Annotated in this window: 13 protein-coding genes; 7 read left to right on the top strand and 6 right to left on the bottom strand. The window is 63.8% G+C overall.

Annotation, left to right across the window (positions count from 1 at the left end; genetic code table 11):
• Positions 1–80 precede the first annotated feature (80 nt).
• The 6 genes from WJT74_RS07755 (at position 81) to WJT74_RS07780 (ending at position 7208) form a co-directional block, all read left to right on the top strand.
• Complete coding sequence (locus WJT74_RS07755; RefSeq protein WP_343343403.1) at positions 81–896, top strand: N-formylglutamate amidohydrolase; 816 nt, start codon at positions 81–83, stop codon at positions 894–896.
• Positions 875–2083: a tyrosine/phenylalanine carboxypeptidase domain-containing protein gene (locus WJT74_RS07760; protein WP_343343405.1), complete on the top strand. Its 1209-nt coding sequence runs from the start codon at positions 875–877 to the stop codon at positions 2081–2083. The genes WJT74_RS07755 and WJT74_RS07760 overlap by 22 nt, the downstream gene beginning before the upstream one ends.
• Positions 2080–3120 carry a glutathione synthase gene (locus WJT74_RS07765; RefSeq protein ID WP_343343407.1) on the top strand — a complete coding sequence of 347 codons (1041 nt, stop codon included), beginning with the start codon at positions 2080–2082 and terminating at the stop codon, positions 3118–3120. Before WJT74_RS07760 ends, WJT74_RS07765 begins: the two co-directional genes overlap by 4 nt.
• Positions 3121–3257: 137 nt before the next feature.
• On the top strand, positions 3258–4952 hold the full coding sequence (locus WJT74_RS07770; RefSeq protein ID WP_343343409.1) for a SulP family inorganic anion transporter: 1695 nt from the start codon (positions 3258–3260) through the stop codon (positions 4950–4952).
• Positions 4953–5139: 187 nt separating this feature from the next.
• Positions 5140–5922: a TonB-dependent receptor plug domain-containing protein gene (locus tag WJT74_RS07775; protein ID WP_343343411.1), complete on the top strand. Its 783-nt coding sequence runs from the start codon at positions 5140–5142 to the stop codon at positions 5920–5922.
• An 89-nt stretch (positions 5923–6011) separates the two neighbouring features.
• On the top strand, positions 6012–7208 hold the full coding sequence (locus WJT74_RS07780) for a TonB-dependent receptor (protein ID WP_343348134.1): 1197 nt from the start codon (positions 6012–6014) through the stop codon (positions 7206–7208).
• A gap of 74 nt (positions 7209–7282) precedes the next feature.
• Here the strand turns inward: WJT74_RS07780 and WJT74_RS07785 are convergent, their stop codons facing one another.
• The 6 genes from WJT74_RS07785 to WJT74_RS07810 form a co-directional block, all read right to left on the bottom strand.
• Positions 7283–7861 (bottom strand): cell wall hydrolase, encoded by a 579-nt coding sequence (locus WJT74_RS07785; protein WP_343343413.1) that lies wholly within the window; start codon positions 7859–7861, stop codon positions 7283–7285.
• Between the two features lie 370 nt (positions 7862–8231).
• On the bottom strand, positions 8232–10046 hold the full coding sequence (gene typA, locus WJT74_RS07790; RefSeq protein WP_343343415.1) for a translational GTPase TypA: 1815 nt from the start codon (positions 10044–10046) through the stop codon (positions 8232–8234).
• 122 nt (positions 10047–10168) lie between these two features.
• A complete protein-coding gene (locus WJT74_RS07795) occupies positions 10169–12235 on the bottom strand; it encodes a 3-hydroxyacyl-CoA dehydrogenase NAD-binding domain-containing protein (protein ID WP_343343417.1) in 2067 nt (688 codons plus the stop codon).
• A 24-nt stretch (positions 12236–12259) separates the two neighbouring features.
• Complete coding sequence (locus WJT74_RS07800) at positions 12260–13015, bottom strand: SDR family NAD(P)-dependent oxidoreductase (protein ID WP_343343419.1); 756 nt, start codon at positions 13013–13015, stop codon at positions 12260–12262.
• Complete coding sequence (locus WJT74_RS07805; RefSeq protein ID WP_343343420.1) at positions 13012–13788, bottom strand: SDR family NAD(P)-dependent oxidoreductase; 777 nt, start codon at positions 13786–13788, stop codon at positions 13012–13014. Before WJT74_RS07805 ends, WJT74_RS07800 begins: the two co-directional genes overlap by 4 nt.
• Positions 13785–15032 (bottom strand): acyl-CoA dehydrogenase family protein, encoded by a 1248-nt coding sequence (locus WJT74_RS07810; protein WP_343343422.1) that lies wholly within the window; start codon positions 15030–15032, stop codon positions 13785–13787. The genes WJT74_RS07805 and WJT74_RS07810 overlap by 4 nt, the downstream gene beginning before the upstream one ends.
• Positions 15033–15123: 91 nt before the next feature.
• On the opposite strand from WJT74_RS07810, the gene WJT74_RS07815 reads away from it, so the two are divergent.
• Positions 15124–16278 carry an acyl-CoA dehydrogenase family protein gene (locus tag WJT74_RS07815; RefSeq protein ID WP_343343424.1) on the top strand — a complete coding sequence of 385 codons (1155 nt, stop codon included), beginning with the start codon at positions 15124–15126 and terminating at the stop codon, positions 16276–16278.

Genomic DNA, 16278 nt, shown 5'->3' on the forward strand with positions numbered 1-16278 from the left:
CCACCCGACGGTATCGCCGAGCCATCCACCATCTGCCTCGACGCAACTTTGGGCGGCTCCGGACCATTAGTGTCGCGCTTATGAAATCATCCTTTCTTTCCGATCCCGACAACGGCCCCGCCTGGGACATGATCGCCGCCGACGGCCCCGTGATGGCGACCGCCATCCACGCGGGCCATCACGTCCGCCTCGAGCTTCAGCCGTGGCTTTGTATCGACGTGCCCGAACGCCTGCGCGAGGAAGACCCGATGACGGACTATTTCGTCACCGTCGGCGATACCGTCGTGCGCGCCAATCGGTCGCGCTTCGAATGCGATCTCAACCGCCCGCGCGAGGGGTGCATCTCCAACGACCCCGAGGACACGTGGGGCCTCACCATCTGGCGCGACGACCTTCCCGAAGAACAGATGGAGCGCTCGCGCCGGCTGCACGACGATTTCTATGCGGCCGCCACCCGCCGCATCGACGCCATGATCGCGCAGCATGGTCGCATCCTGCTGCTGGATCTTCACAGCTACAATTATCGCCGTGACGGGGCGGAGGGCGAGCCCGCCCCGCTCCCGAACAACCCCGACATCGACCTTGGCGTCACCACGCTCGACCGCCCCGTCTACGGAGACCTCGTCGACCGCTTCGCGCGCAAGCTGCGCAGCGTTCCGATCGACGGACGCACCCCCGACGTGCGTGAAAACAAGCGGTTCGAGGATGGTGGCAACTTCCCCGAATGGCTCCATGCCCGTTACGGCGAAGACGCGTGCATCATGACGCTGGAATACAAGAAGATCTTCATGGACGAATGGGGACGCAGCGCCGACATTCTCGCGCTCCAGTCGCTGCGCCACGGCCTCTCCCTGGCGGTCGCCGACGCGCGGGCGTGGCTCGCGGAGACGCGCTGATGGTAGTGGGGGCGCGATACGAACTGTCGCCGGCCGCGCGCGAGGTCGATCGGACGTTGAGCCGGATCGACGCGACGCTCAACTGGCTTCACTATTTCATGCCGACCAACATCGCCGAGGTGCACAAGGGCTTCTTCGCCAGCGGATGCCAGTCCCTGCCTGCGGTCGAGTATCCGCCCATCGACATCGATCTCGACGAACAGCGCGCCACGCTACTCGGCCTGCCCGTCCACGACATCGACGACCCGCTGATCGAAGTCTTGCTGATCGAGAAGCAGCGCGAGCTCGACCGCCAGATCCAGCTCATCCGCATGCGCGGAAAGGACGGCATCGCGCAGGCCTCGATCGACCTGTTCGGATCAGTCGGCGACCGGATGCGCGAACGCGCCGAACAGATCCTAGCCCATGTTCCCGACGCGCGAGAGCCCGATCTCGACTGCGATTGCGACCAGTTCCGCGATCGGGCGTGCGAGGAATTCGCGGCCCTTGCCGCACGCGGAACCGACTTCAACCAGACCGCCATCGTCAACGAGAACGAGGGCACCGGCCTCTTCACGGAGGATGGCAATCTCAACATTCCCCGCGACTTTCGCGTCGCCTGCGACCGGATGGTGCCGTTGATCCAGCACGAGGTCGGCACGCACAGCGTCACCCGTCACAACGGCGCGCGCCAACCGCTCAAGACCCTTGCCCTCGGCCTCGCCGACTATGACGTGCTGCAGGAAGGGCTGGCGGTCATGGCCGAATATCTTTGCGGCTTCCTCCCGCCGCGTCGCCTGCGCATGCTCGCCGCGCGCGTCATCGCCGCCGACCTTGCCGTCCGCGGCTTCTCGCCCGCCGACATTTACACCTCGATGCGCGAACAGTGCGGCATCGGCGAGGAAGACGCTTTCGACACCATGCTGCGATCCCTGCGTGGCGGCTGTTTCACCAAGGACGCGCTTTACCTCAAGGGCCTCGTCGAACTGGTCGCCTATCTCCATCACGGCGGCAATTACGAGATCCTCTTTCTCGGCAAATTCTCGCTCAAGCAGCTGCCCACGCTTGAGAAGCTGGTCGATCGCGGGCTGCTCGAGAAGCCCGACCTCCTCCCCACCTATTTCGACGACGAGGTAGCCATGGCGCGGCTCGAGACCGTTCGCCGCGCCGACATCGTCGACCTCTATCAAGAAAGACCCGCCCCATGAAAATCGCCATCGTCGTCAATCGCGTCGCGACCGAACAGGAAGATTATTCCTCCTCCCGCCTCGCGCGCATCGCCCTCGCGCGCGGACACGACGTCGCGCTCGTCGAGCTGGGGCGTTTCATCTACGACGCGACCGGAAGCATCTGCGCGCACGCCGTCGTCGCCCCGCAGAAGAAGTTCAAGTCCGACGCCGACTATATCGAGGCTATCCAGGACATCGAGCAGGAACGCATCAACCTCGACGACTATGACGTGATGCTGCTCCGCTCCGATCCCGCCGACGAGCTCAGCGAGCGTCCCTGGGCCCCCGCCGCCGCGCTCCTGTTCGGTCAGCTCGCCGCCAAGCAGGGCCCGATCGTCCTCAACGATCCGAGCTATCTCACCGACGCCGTCAACAAGACCTATTTCCAGCATTTCCCGGAGGCAGTGCGGCCCAAAACGGTCATCACCCGCTCCGAGGACGAAGTCCGTGCCTTCCTCGACGATGAAGGCGGCAAGGCGGTCATCAAGCCGCTCCAAGGGTCGGGCGGTCAGGGCGTCTTCGTCCTCGACGAGGACAATCGCCAGAACCTCAGCCAGACAGTCGAGGCGGTCACCCGCGACGGCTACGCCATTGTCCAGGAATATCTTGCCGGTGCCGCCGACGGCGACGTGCGCATGATCACGCTGAACGGTAGGCCGCTGGTGGTCGACGGCACCTACGCTTGCCTGCGCCGCTACAACGAGAGCGACGATGCGCGCTCGAACATCTCAGCCGGCGGCAGCAGCGAGATGATCGAACCGACCGACGAGATGCTCGCCGTGGCCGAACTGGTCGCGCCCAAGCTGATCGCCGACGGCATGTATCTCGCCGGTCTCGACATCGTCGGCGACAAGATGATGGAAGTGAACGTCGATACCCCGGGTGCGATCAGCTACATGGACGATGCCTCGGGCAAGGATTTCACCGGCGCCATCCTCGACGACCTCGAACGCAAGGTGCGCCTGCGCAAGGAATATGGCGGCCGCCTTTCGAACCGTCAGCTCGCCATGATCTGATGTCGATCCAGCGTCGAACGCGGCGCTCGCGACTGATCGATATCAGCCCGAACGTCCCTTCGTTGCGGGAACGTTGCCGACCCGATTGGGGTTGAGGCCACGAAGGCAGTCGGAGGGCGTTCATGGTCGGAGCAGCGATGAAGCCGGCCGTGGCGTGGCTCAAGACCTACTCCGGCAGCGCCTTCGTGAAGGACTTGATCGCCGGGCTAGTCCTTTCGATCCTGCTGGTGCCGCAGGCGATGGCCTATGCCCAGCTCGCAGGCCTCCCGCCCGAGACCGGCCTTTTCGCGGCACTCTTCCCGCCGATCCTTTATGCTATTTTCGGATCGAGCCTCTACGTTTCGCTCGGCCCCGTCGCGCTGGTCTCGCTGATCGTCGCCGATGCGACCGCAGGCAGCGATCCCGCGGGCGTCACCATCATCGCTCTACAGGCAGGCGCGATCCTGTGCACCATCGGCGCGCTCGGCCTCGGCCGGCTCGTCAACTTCATCAGCGAACCCGCACTTCTCGGCTTCACTGCCGCCGCCGCCGTGCTGATCGCGTTCAGCCAGCTTCCCACCCTCCTCGGCATCACGACCGATCGCGCGGGCGACCTTCCGACCGCTCTGTCCGGGCTCCTCAACTCGATCGGAGAGCTTGAAGGAACGACCGCCATCATCGGCATCGTCGCCACCGTTCTCCTGCTCATTCTCGGAAAATTCGCCGCCCCTGCCCTCTGGAAGATCGGGCTTCATCCCCCGTGGCGACAAGCGGTCGCCAAGTCGCTTCCCCTGCTGGTCATCATCGGTGCGGCGTTGCTCGCGGCGCGGCTCAACGATGTCGCCACGGTCGAACCGATCAGCGGCGGTCTGCCGACCATCCCCTGGCCGCTGGGCGACCTCGACCTGTGGGTCGCGCTCCTCCCCAGCAGTCTTGCCGTGGCCGTCATCATTTTCGTCACCGCGACCGCCGTGTCCAAGTCTCTGGCGGGCAGCGATCGCCGCGCCCTCGATTCAAGCCGCGAGGCGTTCGCGGTCGGCGCGGGGAACATCGTCGCCGCCATGACCGGTGGCTATGCCGTCGGCGCCAGCCTGTCGCGCTCCGCGCTCGTCGAGGAGTCGGGAGCAGTCTCGCCGATCGCTTCGGTGGTTGCCTCGGGCGTCGTCCTGCTGACCCTGCTGCTGCTCGCGCCGTTGCTCGCCTACCTGCCCACCACCGCGCTCGCCGCGCTGGTGATCAGCGCGGTCTTCGGCCTCATCAAGGTCCGCGCGATCCGGTCGGTGTGGCGGCACGACCGGCTCGAAGGCTGGATCATTATCGTCTGCTTCCTCGCCACCCTCGCCTTTGGCGTGCGTATGGGCCTTTTGATCGGCGCCAGCGTCAGCCTGATCCATCACCTGTGGTTCTCCTCGGTGCCGCGCGTCACGCGTGTGGGCACCGACGACGGGGGAGTCTCGTTCCGATCCATCGACCGCGACGACGTCATGCTCGAAACGCTCCCCGTCCTCGTGCTGCGCATCGATCGTTCGATCTTCTTCGGCAATGCCGAATTCGTGGAGGACGAGATCAACAAGCTGATGGGCCGCCACGAAGAGGTCACGTGCCTTGTTCTCGACATGCGGGCGGTCAACGACATCGACGCCAGCGGCGCCGCTATGCTCGACCGCCTCGCCCAGCGGCTGCGGCTCAAGCATGTCACGCTTCATTTCGCGGCTGTCCATCAACCGGTCTATCACCGGCTCTCCTCGCTCGCCGATACCGGGTTCAAGTGCCATCGGACTGTCGGCAAGGCCGTCGCCGACTGCGGCGTCGAGCTCGATCACTACGTCGAGCCGGCCGAGACCGAAGAATGAATCGGCCACATACTTCACCTCCAAGCAGCAACCTTCGTTCAAATTATTTGTCATCACAATGACTTAACTTTTCGCGGACAGTGACTTGTCCGGGCTCCGAAACAATGTATCGTTGGATTTCACGCTTTTCAATTAACGGAAAGTAAACCCTCGCCGCCCTTCCGCTAGTTCAGAAAGCCGTTTTCCAATGACCAGCCCCCATTCTGGACACGCGCGACTATGCGCGACCGTCGCAAGTTCGCTTGTCCTGCTGTCGGCGACGCCCGCCTGGTCCCAGGCGTTGCCCCCCGTTTCCGAAAGCGAAGAAGCCGACGACAACGACGATCGCCCAATCATCATCTACGGCCGTGCTATCGACCGGATCGGCGTGGCCCAGTCGGGAAGCCAGGGCACCGTCGGTTTCGCCGATTTCGAGAATATCCCGATCTCCCGCACCGGCGAGTTGGTCGAGAACGTTCCCGGGGTCATCGCAACCCAACATTCGGGCAACGGCAAGGCCAATCAATATTTCCTGCGTGGCTTCAATCTCGATCACGGCACCGATTTCGCGGGCTTCGTGGACGGCGTGCCGATCAACATGCGCAGCCACGGGCATGGCCAAGGCTATCTCGACTTCAATTTCATCATTCCCGAAACGATCGAACGGATCGACTATCGCAAGGGCCCCTATTTCGCCGATATCGGCGATTTCAGTGCGGCCGGAACCGTCGCGTTCCGCACCCGCGACCGCATCAATCCGTTCATCAAGGGCGAGATCGGGGCTTTCAATTTCCGCCGCGCGGTCGCGGGAAGCAGCATCGACGCGGGCCCGGGCGATTTGCTCGTCACCGGAGAAGCGCAATTTTACGACGGCCCCTGGGTTCTGGACGAAGATCTCGAACGCTTCACCGGCCTCGCGAAATATAGCGTGACCGACGACGACAAGAGCCTGTCCTTTCAGCTGAACGCCTACGACGCCCGCTGGACCTGACCGATCAGATCCCCGAACGCGCCGTCGAAAGCGGGCGGGTCGATCGTTTCGGATTTATCGACGATGATCTGGGCGGCAACACCACGCGGCTGGGCGCGGTCGCCAATGCCTCGTTCGGCGCGACCAACCTGTCCGCCTACGCGCACAGTTACGATTTCCGCCTCGTCTCCAACTTCACCTACTTTCTCGAAGACCCGATCGACGGCGACGAATTTGTGCAGATCGACGAGCGCGTCGTGCTTGGCGGGGCCGCCAGCCATCGCTTCGACTTCGATCCCGTCCGGCTGACCGTCGGAGCCGACCTCCGCCACGACGCCATCGAGCGCGTCGGTCTGTTCGAAAGCGTCGACGGGATGGCGGTGTCGCCCATCCGCACCGACAGCATCGACCAGACCGGCATCGGTCTCTATGCCAGCGCCGAAGTCGCGCTGACAGACCGCGTCCGCGCCATCGGCGGGCTACGCTACGACCGTCTGTCTTATTCGGTCGACGCCGATCTCGCCGCCAATTCGGGCGACGGCAGCGACGATCTGTTCGCACCCAAGGCATCGCTCGCGTGGCGCGTCCTCGACGAGCTGGAACTCTATGCCAACTACGGCCAGAGCTTCCACTCCAACGATGCGCGCGGCGCGGCCATCGCCATCGATCCGACCAGCGGCGATCCCGCCGACCCCGTCCCGCTGCTCGCCCGCGCCGAGGGCGCCGAACTAGGCGCGCGCGTCGAACGCGGAACCTTGAGCGCCTCGTTGGTCGGCTATTGGCTGGAGTTGGACAGCGAACTGGTGTTCGTCGGCGATGGCGGAGCGACAGAGCCCAACGACGGATCGCGCCGCTACGGGATCGAGGCGGACCTGTTCTGGCAGGCGACCGACGAGATCGTCCTCGATGCCGCCTACAGCACCACCGACGCCCGCTTCATCGGCCCGCCCGATGGCGAGGACGACATTCCAGGCGCCGTCCCGACCGTCGTCTCGGCAGGCATCCGATATCAGCCGATCCAGCCGCTGTCCTTCACCGCGCGTCTCCGCCACTTCTCGAGCGCGCCGCTGATCGAGGACGGGTCGGTCACGTCGGACCCCACCACGCTCGTAAACCTTGGTGCCTATTATGAACTAGGTGCGATCACGCTGGGTGCCGAATTGTTCAACGCCTTCGACAGCGAAGACGCGGACATCACCTATTTCTACGAATCGCGCCTCGCCGACGAGCCGGTCGGGGTCGAGGACCGCCACTTCCACCCCGTCGAGCCGCGCCAGTTGCGCTTCAGCATCGAAGCCCGTTTCTGACGCCAAAAGGGGGCCGGTGCCGTGAAGCACCGACCCCCTTCCCTCTCTTGTAACGAGAGAGAGGCTCTCAGGCGTTACGCCTGGTAGAAGATGTGGACGCCGACCTTGTTCACTTCCTTGAACGCCAGCCGCCACGACGGGGCGACATAGTCGGCATGATACCAGAGCACGTCGCCGCGCACGATGTCGTGCGCATCGTCGATCGCGACCTTGGCCACCGCCTTGGCGGTTTCCCAGGCCTGGCGCTCATGAATCTTGGGGAACTGGCGGTCCACGACGAAGCTGAACTGCTTGTACTGCTTGACGACGTCGCACCAATTGTCGGGATAGCGGCTGCTCTCGGTGCGGTTGATCACCACGTCGGCGACCGCCAGCTGACCTTCGAGGCTTTCGCCGCGCGCCTCGAAATAGACCGCGTTGGCGAGGCACCATTCTTGCTCGTCGAGCGCGACGTCGGCGATGCCGCGACGGTCTTCGACCAGTTCGGGAAGCGGCTTGGCGACATCGGCGGCCCGGTCGAGGAACGCCTCGCGGGTCTGATCGGAAAGCATGTCCGGCCCGCTCATCTGAGCATGAACCTGGGCACCCCCCGCGGTTGCAAGCAAAACGGCACCGATCACCGGCGCAGCGCCGGAGCTGAAAAGCGTCTTCATATTGTTATCATCTGTCGTGCGGCACGTGGAAATCCGCCCGCGGTCACGCTATATGCATGACCTCGCTCGCGGTCGGTTCCTGTCCGTCTTGCCCTCGCTCGACACCAACCCTCCACGGTGGTGCGAGCCCTCGCTCTCTCTCGTTACAGAGCCTATTTAGTTCCGACGATTTGAAAAAAAACCGCCTAAGCGACGAACCGTTGGAACCAACGGACGAAAACTGCAACACACTGAAATAGTTGAACAATTTTAGCTTTGAGTCCCGATTTTGCTGTCTGTTCGATGAATAGGACAGTCAGAAATGCAGTTCGGCGACGGCCCTGAACGGCTCGTCGCCTACTCCCACAATCTGAATCGCTCTCAGAACGGCCTAGTCGGCCTTCTTCGCCGCTTTCTTCCGCTCGTGTGGGTCGAGATGGCGCTTGCGAATCCGAACGACGTCGGGCGTGACCTCGACCAGTTCGTCGTCCTGGATATAGGCGATCGACTGTTCGAGGGTCATCTTCCGGGGCGGTGTCAGGCGGATGCCCTCATCCTTGCCGGTCGAGCGGAAGTTGGTGAGCTGCTTCGACTTCTGCGCATTCACTTCGAGATCCTGCGGCTTCGCATTTTCCCCGATCACCATGCCCTGATAGAGCTTCTCGCCCGGGCTGACGAACAGGATGCCGCGATCTTCCAGCGCATTGAGCGCGTAGGCGATCGCCTCGCCCTTATCCATCGAGATGAGGACGCCATTCTGACGCCCCTCGATCTTACCCTTGTGGGGGCCGTACTTCTCGAACACGCGGTTCATGATCCCGGTGCCGCGCGTGTCGGACAGAAATTCGCCGTGATAGCCGATCAGGCCACGGCTCGGTGCGCTGAACGTCAGACGCGTCTTGCCACCGCCGCTCGGGCGCATGTCGGTCATCTCGGCCTTCCGCAGCGCCATCTTCTCGACGACCGTGCCCGAAAAATCATCGTCGACGTCGACGACGACCGTCTCGTACGGCTCCTCGCGGCCCTCGGGCCCGTCGCGGAACAGAACGCGCGGGCGGCTGATCGACAGTTCGAACCCTTCGCGGCGCATGTTCTCGATCAACACGCCGAGCTGCAGTTCGCCACGCCCCGCCACTTCGAACGCGTCCTTGTCGGCGCTCTCGGTGACCCGGATCGCGACGTTGGTCTCGGCTTCGCGCTCCAGTCGGTCGCGGATGACGCGGCTCTGCACCTTGTCGCCGTCCTGGCCCGCGTAGGGGCTGTCGTTCACGGCGAACGTCATCGACAGCGTCGGCGGATCGATCTCGCGCGCTTCCAGCGGCTCGGTCATGTTCGGGGTACCGATGGTATTCGACACGGTCGCATCGACGAGGCCGGCGATCGCGATGATGTCGCCCGCCTTGGCGCTGTCGACCGGGACGCGCTCCAGACCGTCGAAGCTGAACAGCTTGGTGCAGCGACCGCTTTCGACCTTCTTGCCGTTGACGTCCATCGCGAGGATGGGGTCGCCCACGGTAAGCGTGCCCTGTTCGACCCGCCCCGTCAGGATGCGGCCGAGAAAATTGTCGCGATCGAGCAGCGTCGCGAGCATCTTGAACTCGGCATCGACATCGAGGCCCGGTGCGGGGACATGCTCGACGATCCGCTCGAACAGCGGCGTCAGATCGCCTTCGCGTACGTCGTCGGTGAGCCCGGCATAACCCGACCGGCCACTGGCGTAGAGAACGGGGAAGTCCAGCTGCTCGTCGGTGGCGTCGAGATTGAGGAACAGTTCGAAGACTTCGTCGAGCACTTCCGCGGCGCGCGCGTCGGGACGGTCGATCTTGTTGACCACCACGATCGGACGCAGGCCAAGGCCGAGCGCCTTGCCGGTCACGAACTTGGTCTGCGGCATCGGCCCTTCGGCCGCGTCGACCAGCAGGATCACCCCGTCGACCATCGACAGAATGCGTTCCACCTCGGCGCCGAAGTCGGCGTGGCCGGGCGTATCGACGATGTTGATGCGCGTGTCTCGCCACTCGACCGACGTGCATTTGGCGAGAATGGTGATCCCGCGCTCTTTCTCGAGTTCGTTCGAATCCATCGCGCGTTCTTCCACGCGCTGATTTTCGCGGAACGTGCCCGACTGGCGGAAAAGCTGGTCGACCAGCGTGGTCTTGCCATGATCGACGTGCGCGATGATCGCCACGTTGCGTAGCTGCTGCATAATTTCAAAGTCCGGTTAGGGGGTTTGGGCGCCCACTAGCCGATTGTGCAGCGCAATAATAGTCCTTGCGTGACGATGGTGGTGGTCGCGAGGAGCCACGAGCTCCTCGCGACGAGACCCGATCAGCCCTTGGCGGTGAACTTCTCGCCCTTTTCCGCCTTGTCGAGCAGCAGCTGAGAGAAGCTGAATTCCTTGCCCATGCGGTCCTGCTGCTTCTTGAGGCCGTCCACGATCGTCTGCGGCCCTTCCTGATCGGCCCAGTACATCGGCCCGCCCTTGTAGACCGGCCAGCCGTAACCGTAGATCCACACGACATCGATGTCGCTCGCGCGCTGCGCCTTGCCTTCCTCGAGAATCTTCGCGCCCTCGTTGATCATCGGATAGATGGTCCGCTGGACGATTTCCTCGTCGGAAATCTCGCGCGTTTCGGTGATGCCTTCCTGGTCGCGGAAGTCCTGGATGATCGCGGCGGTCACGTCCGACGGGCTGGGGCGGCGCTTGTCGTCATAGTCGTAGAAGCCCGCCTGCTTCTTCTGGCCCCAGCGCTCCTTGGCGCACAAGGCGTCACGGATGCTTTCGATGCGTTCGGGATCGCGGTGCCAGCCGATATCGACGCCGGCGAGGTCGGCCATCTGGAACGGACCCATCGGCATCCCGAAGTCCACGTGTACCTTGTCCACCTGGCTCGGCGTGGCTCCTTCGAGCAACAGCTTCTCCGCCTCCAGCTGGCGCGGAATGAGCATGCGGTTGCCGATGAAGCCGTAGCAGACCCCCGCGATGACGGCGACTTTCTTGATCTTCTTGGCAAGCTGCATCGCCGTCACGAGCACGTCGTCCGCCGTCTTGTCGCCTCGCACGACTTCCAGCAATTTCATGATGTTGGCAGGCGAGAAGAAATGCAGCCCGACGACGTCCTGCGGACGGCCCGTCGCAGCCGCTATCTCGTTGATGTCGAGATAGGAGGTGTTGGAGGCGAGGATCGCGCCTTCCTTGGCGATGCCGTCGAGCCGACCGAAGATTTCCTTCTTCACGTCCATATTCTCGTAGACCGCCTCGATGATCAGGTCGCACTTCGACAGTTCCTCGAAATCGAGCGTGGGGTGCAGTGCTCTCATCGCCTGTTCGACCTGCTCGGCGCTCATCTTGCCCTTGGCGGCGGTTGCTTCGTAATTCTTGCGCATCACGCCGGTGCCGCGGTCGAGCGCTTCCTGGTTCATTTCGACGATGGTCACGGGGATTCCCGCGGACAGGAAGTTCATCGAAATCCCGCCGCCCATCGTGCCCGCGCCGATCACGCCGACGCGCTCGATCTTGCGGGGTTCGACGCTGTCGTCGACGCCTTCGATCTTGGCGGCCTTGCGTTCGGCGAAGAAGAAATATTGCCGCGCACGCGCCTGCGGTCCGCTCATCAGCTCCATGAACTTCTGGCGCTCGAAGCTGATGCCTTCTGCGAACGGCTTCTCGGTCGCGGCCTTGACGGTTTCGAGGTTCGCCTGAGGAGCCACATCACCACGGAACAGCTTGGCGTTGTTCTTCTTGAATTCTTCGAAGACGGACGGATCGACGTTCTCGACACGGTCCTGCCGCTCGCTCGAGCGGGGCAGCGGACGGGTGTCGGCAACGTCATGCGCGTAGGCCACCGCCTGCTCGATCAGGTCACCCTCGATGATCTTGTCAACAAGGCCCGCGTCGGCGGCCTGGTGCGCACTGATGGGCTTGCCCGTCACCGCCATCTGCAGCGCCAGTTCGGGCCCCGCGACGCGCGGTGCACGCTGCGTGCCCCCTGCGCCGGGAAGCAAACCGAGATTCACTTCGGGAAAGCCCAACTTCGCGCTCGGCAGCGCGACACGATAGTGACAGCCCAGCGCGATCTCGCACCCGCCCCCCAGCGCGGTGCCGTGGATCGCCGCGACGACGGGCTTCTCGCTCGCCTCGATCTTGTCGACCACGTCGGGCAGCCACGGCATGACCGGCGGCTTGCCGAACTCGCTGATGTCCGCGCCGGCGAAGAAGGTCCGGCCCTTGCAGGCGATCACGATGGCCTTCACGCCATCGTCGGCATTGGCTTCCTCGATCTCGCGGACGAGGCCCTGCCGCACGGGCGCGCTGATCGCGTTCACCGGCGGGTTGTCGGACCAGATGATGCGAACGTCGCTATGGTCTTCGCGGGTGATGGGATCGTCGCTCATAAGGGTGGTTCTCCTGGATTGGAATCAGCTGGCGGTGCGGCCGTAGGCCTGCCGGGTGAAGGGGTGCGAGCTCGAAAGCCCGCCGTCGACCACCAACGCATGGCCGTTGACGTAGGATGCCTCGTCGGAGGCGAGGAACAGCGCGGCGGCGGCAATCTCTTCCGGTTCGCCCCCGCGCTGAAGGGGATTGAGCTGGCCGATATGCTTCTCGACGCCCTTGTCGCGGACATAGTCGTAGATCGGCTTGGTCATCCCCGTTTCGATCAGGCCCGGGCAGATCGCATTGACCCGCACCCCCGAGCCGGTGAGCTGCTGCGCGCCGATCTTGACGAGGTTGATGACTCCCGCCTTCGACGCCGTATAGGCCGGTCCGCCCGCGCCCGATCGAAGCCCGGCGACGCTGGCGGTCGCGATGATCGACCCGCCGCCGCCGGCCTTCATCGCGGGCGCCGCATATTTGATCGCCATCGCCGGGCCGATCAGATTGACGCGCAGGATCTCCGCCCAGATCTTCTCGTCCTGGTCGAAGATTCCGTCAAAACCGCCCGATACGCCCGCATTGGCGAACATCACGTCGAGCCGCCCGTGCCGCTCGACCGTTTCCTGGACGAGCTGTTTGATACCGTCTTCCGACCCCGCGTCGACCTCGACATCGGCATTCCTGAGGTCGGCGCCGACGACCGTGGCGCCTTCGCCCCGGAACAATTCGACCGTCGCGCGCCCGATACCCGATCCGGCCCCCGTGACGATCGCGACCTTGCCCTCGAGGCGCTGGCTCAAAGCCCCGCCCCCACGGTCGATCCGCCATCGACCACGATGCTCTGCCCGGTCATGTAACTCGACGCGGGCGAAGCGAGGAACACCGCGGCGCCCGCAATCTCCTCGGGCTCGCCGATGCGCTGCAATGGCATGTGACGGGTAATCTTCTTGAGCAGGTCGGGATTTTCCCACAGCGCCTTGGCGAAATCGGTACGGATGAGACCCGGGGCGATGCAGTTCACGCGAACCTTCTTCGGCCCGAATTCCGCCGCGAGGTTGCGTGCCAGCTGGAAGTCCGCCGCCTTCGACACGTTATAGGCACCGATCGTGGTGCTGGCCGTCATGCCGCCGATCGAGGAGACGATGACGATCGAGCCGTCCTCGCGCTCCAGCATGCCCGGCGCGACCATCTGGATCAGCCAATGGTTGCTGATGACATTGTTCTGCAGAATCTTCTCGAACTGCTCGTCGCTGATCCCGCCCATCGGCCCGAAATAGGGGTTGGACGCGGCATTGCAGACGAGGATGTCGATCTGTCCGAATGCGCCCTTGGCCTGGTCGACAAGCGACTGGAGCGCCGCCTTGTCGGAGATGTTCGCCGCGACCGCGATGGCGTTGCCGCCGGGCGCGTCGTTGATCCCCGCGGCGACTTCCTCGCAGGTTTCCTGCGTCCGGCTCGAGATGACGACATTGGCGCCGCGCTGCGCGAGGCTCTCCGCGATCGCCTTGCCGATGCCGCGGCTGGACCCGGTGACGATGGCGGTCTTGCCCGAAAGGTCGAAGGGATCGGTCATCGGCTGATCTCCGCATGCTTGGCATATTCCATTCGGGCGATGCTGCGCGCGTGAACCTCGTCCGGACCGTCTGCGAGACGCAGCGTGCGGATGCCCGCCCACATCCCTGCGAGCGGCGTGTCCTGGCTGACGCCCGCTCCGCCGAACGCCTGAACGGCATCGTCGATGACCTTCAACGCCATCGTCGGTGCCTTTACCTTGATCATCGCGATCTCGGCCTTGGCCTCCTTGTTGCCGACGCGGTCCATCATGTCCGCGGCCTTGAGGCATAACAGGCGCGTGCAGTCGATCTCGATCCGCGCATCGGCGACGCGCTGTTCCCAGACGCTATGTTCCGCGATCCGCTTGCCGAACGCCTCGCGGCTGTTGAGCCGCTTGACCATCAGTTCCAGCGCCTCTTCCGCCGCGCCGATGGTGCGCATGCAATGGTGGATGCGTCCCGGCCCGAGCCGACCCTGCGCGATCTCGAACCCGCGGCCTTCGCCCAGCAACAGATTCTCCGCCGGTACGCGCACCTTGTTCAACACGATGTCCATGTGCCCGTGCGGCGCATCGTCATAACCATAGACGCTGAGCGGTCGCTTGATCTCCACGCCCTCGGCGTCGAGCGGCATCAGGATCATCGACTGCTGCTTGTAGCGATGCTCGTCGGGATTGGTCTTGCCCATCACGATCGCCAGCTTGGCGCGCGGATCGCCCGCCCCCGACGACCACCACTTGCGTCCGTCGATGACATAGTCGTCGCCATCACGGGTGATCGAACATTCGATATTGGTCGCGTCGGACGAGGCGACACCCGGCTCGGTCATCAGGAAGGCCGATCGAATCTTACCCTTCATCAGCGGATCGAGCCAGCGATCCTTGTGCGCGCGGGTGCCGTAGCGGTGCAGCACTTCCATGTTGCCCGTGTCGGGCGCGGAGCAGTTGAACACCTCGCTCGACCAGCTGATCCGCCCCATCTCCTCGGCGCACAGGGCATATTCGAGGTTGGTGAGCTGCTCGCCTTCGAATTCGAAGCTCTCGTCGACATGCGACAACGCACCGCCCGGCGGCATGAACAGGTTCCACAGCCCCGCTTCGCGAGCCTTGGGCTTCAGATCCTCGATCACCTGCACCGGCTGCCAGCGGTCGCCGTCCGCGATCTGTGCGTGATAATCGGCGACTCGCGGGCGAACATGCTCGTTGATGAATTCGCGCACGCGACCACGAAAATGCGCCTGCTTTTCCGTAAGGTCGAAATCCATTTTGCTGCTCTCCCGCCGCTCTTCCGGTTGCGCAATCATCGGTTGCGCTTCAAAACGGGAGCTAATTGACGCTTTGGTAAAGGACAAGGGCATGGCCGACCTGGAGAGTTTTGCGCGCGACGTACGGAATTGGCTCGACGAACATGTGCCCGATTCCATGCGCACCCCCGCGACCAGCGAAAAGGACCTCGTCTGGGGCGGGCGCAAGCAGCAATTGTCGGATGACCAGCGCTCCTGGCTGGACGCAGCGGCCGGTCGCGGCTGGACCGTCCCCGACTGGCCCAGCGAATATGGCGGCGGCGGCCTGTCTCCTGAGGAAGCGAAGATCCTCAAGCGCGAGATGAGGAAGATGGGCGTGCGCACCCCGCTTTCCAGCTTCGGCATCTCGATGCTCGGCCCGGCACTCCTGAAATTCGGGACCGAAGAACAGAAGAAACGCTTCCTGCCCGAAATCGCGCGGGGCGAGATCCGCTGGTGCCAGGGCTATTCCGAACCCGGCGCCGGAAGCGACCTCGCGGGCCTGCGCACCAGCGCGGAGGACAAGGGCGACCATTATCTCGTCAACGGCCAGAAGGTCTGGACGAGCTACGCCGATCAGTCCGACTGGATCTTCTGCCTCGTTCGTACGTCGAAGGAATCGAAGCACGGCGGCATCAGCTTCCTGCTCTTCGACATGGAATCGGAGGGCGTGTCGACCAAGCCCATCCGTCTGATCAGCGGCTATTCTCCCTTCTGCGAAACTTTCTTCGACGACGTGAAGGTCCCCAAGGACCAACTCGTTCACAACGAGAACGAAGGCTGGACCGTCGCCAAATATCTCCTCGGCCACGAGCGCGAGATGATCTCGGGCATGGGGCTGGGCGGCGGTGCCGGCAGCTCGATGCTGTCCGAGGCCATCTCCGATCCTGACCCGATCCTCGCCGCCGATCTCGTGCGCTTCGACGTCGACGCGCTCGCCTTCCAGGCGATGAGCGAAGCCTTCATCGACAAGCTCAAAGCGGGCGAGGCGCATCCCGCCGAACCCAGCATGATGAAATATGCCGGGACCGAGCTGAACAAGCGCCGCCATGAATTGGTCATGCAGGGCGGCGGGTCGGACGCCCTCGAATGGTCGTCGGAACGCAGCCGGGAGGGTAAGAAGCCACGCGAGTGGCTGCGAACCAAGGCCAACTCGATCGAAGGCGGCACCAGCGAAATTCAGCTCGGTATCGTTGCCAAGCACATCCTTGGCCTTCCGGGAGCCTGA

Source organism: Sphingomicrobium sp. XHP0239 (genome assembly GCF_039555325.1).
GTDB classification, from domain to species: domain Bacteria; phylum Pseudomonadota; class Alphaproteobacteria; order Sphingomonadales; family Sphingomonadaceae; genus Sphingomicrobium; species Sphingomicrobium maritimum.

What these genes read in the sequence shown, in the direction of transcription:
- WJT74_RS07755 (WP_343343403.1), top strand. Translation starts at nt 81, where the DNA reads ATGAAATCATCCTTTCTTTCCGATCCCGACAACGGCCCCGCCTGGGAC.
- WJT74_RS07765 (WP_343343407.1), top strand. Translation starts at nt 2,080, where the DNA reads ATGAAAATCGCCATCGTCGTCAATCGCGTCGCGACCGAACAGGAAGAT.
- WJT74_RS07770 (WP_343343409.1), top strand. Translation starts at nt 3,258, where the DNA reads ATGAAGCCGGCCGTGGCGTGGCTCAAGACCTACTCCGGCAGCGCCTTC.
- WJT74_RS07775 (WP_343343411.1), top strand. Translation starts at nt 5,140, where the DNA reads ATGACCAGCCCCCATTCTGGACACGCGCGACTATGCGCGACCGTCGCA.
- WJT74_RS07785 (WP_343343413.1), bottom strand. Translation starts at nt 7,861, where the DNA reads ATGAAGACGCTTTTCAGCTCCGGCGCTGCGCCGGTGATCGGTGCCGTT.
- typA (WP_343343415.1), bottom strand. Translation starts at nt 10,046, where the DNA reads ATGCAGCAGCTACGCAACGTGGCGATCATCGCGCACGTCGATCATGGC.
- WJT74_RS07795 (WP_343343417.1), bottom strand. Translation starts at nt 12,235, where the DNA reads ATGAGCGACGATCCCATCACCCGCGAAGACCATAGCGACGTTCGCATC.
- WJT74_RS07805 (WP_343343420.1), bottom strand. Translation starts at nt 13,788, where the DNA reads ATGACCGATCCCTTCGACCTTTCGGGCAAGACCGCCATCGTCACCGGG.
- WJT74_RS07810 (WP_343343422.1), bottom strand. Translation starts at nt 15,032, where the DNA reads ATGGATTTCGACCTTACGGAAAAGCAGGCGCATTTTCGTGGTCGCGTG.
- WJT74_RS07815 (WP_343343424.1), top strand. Translation starts at nt 15,124, where the DNA reads ATGGCCGACCTGGAGAGTTTTGCGCGCGACGTACGGAATTGGCTCGAC.